Genomic DNA, 335 nt, shown 5'->3' with positions numbered 1-335 from the left:
CGTCCTACTCTCCCAGGACCCTGCGGTCCAAGTACCATCGGCGCTGGAGGGCTTAACGGTCGTGTTCGGGATGGGTACGTGTGGAACCCCTCCGCTATCGCCACCAAACATGAATTTGCTTCGCAAATTCTTTTTCAGGAATCAGCATCGCCAAATGCTGTGTGTTTGTTCGTGTAACTTCAGCTGCTTGAGCTGACGATATACTGAACTTACACCCTGAAAACTGGATCCGAAACTCATTGCGTCTTATCTTTAGGATAAGCCCTCGACCGATTAGTATTGGTCAGCTCCATGCATTACTGCACTTCCACCCCCAACCTATCTACCTCGTCGTC

Annotated in this window: 2 rRNA genes; both read right to left on the bottom strand. The window is 50.4% G+C overall.

Annotated features, from left to right (window positions below):
* Nucleotides 1-108: ribosomal RNA gene (gene rrf, locus ACN6NF_RS25825) — 5S ribosomal RNA — on the bottom strand; the annotation flags it as partial.
* A 145-nt stretch (nucleotides 109-253) separates the two neighbouring features.
* A 23S ribosomal RNA gene (locus ACN6NF_RS25820) occupies nucleotides 254-335 on the bottom strand; the annotation flags it as partial.

It is taken from the genome of Paenibacillus sp. TSM33, from assembly GCF_056099025.1.
This window is presented reverse-complemented; position numbering and strand designations above follow the sequence as displayed.